Origin of the sequence: Bartonella sp. TT121SHDZB, from assembly GCF_042193415.1 — a bacterium.
Classification (GTDB): domain Bacteria; phylum Pseudomonadota; class Alphaproteobacteria; order Rhizobiales; family Rhizobiaceae; genus Bartonella.
Map to the genome: position 1 here is coordinate 1 of NZ_JBHILR010000060.1, position 657 is coordinate 657.

General features: G+C 30.1%; 1 protein-coding gene. It reads left to right on the forward strand.

The window, feature by feature from the left end; translation table 11 throughout:
* On the forward strand, positions 1–657 hold a 657-nt coding region (locus ACFIKI_RS08460; RefSeq protein WP_375666764.1), incomplete at both ends, for a hypothetical protein.

The window sequence follows — 657 nt, forward strand, 5'->3', positions numbered from 1 at the left end:
CAAATTGGGCTATCGAATTAGGTTCATTTACATTTAGAAAACATCCTAAATCACAGCAAACAGATATAGAACGATTTGTAAGTCTTGCATTTAGACACGCAAAATCTAATCCTAAAGATTCCGTACTACCCTATGCCCTTTCAGTTGTAAAATTTCAGACTTTTCTAGATGAGAGTTGGGAATTATTTCAAGCATTACTACTACAAATAGCGTTAACTGAACCAGTTGCTGTACCAGTTGTTGCTCAACTTTTAATTTCTCACAAATCAAAAGTTGATAAGTCTAAAGTTAAAAGCATAACTGAAATTATAATAAAAGAACATTCGGCAAAAGGCCATAATTTTGAAGTGGCTTGGGCATTATGGATCGGCAAACAATTTCAAATTAAATTAAAAGACAAAATAGCCGAAATCATATTTAATTCAAATGATATAATTTCAATATTAATTGCTCTTGATTTAAAAAACATAGGGAAAATAAATGCTTCTGTTTCTACTAAAAACATCGAGCTTGAACTTACTGAGGAGTCACTAATGGATGATAAGTGGTTGTTAACTTATGAAGCTATTACAAAAGGTTGGTTACCGAAACCTAAAAAGAATCCAATAAAACTAAACGAATACTTTAATGTTTTGGAAAAAAATAAAATTCATTTTT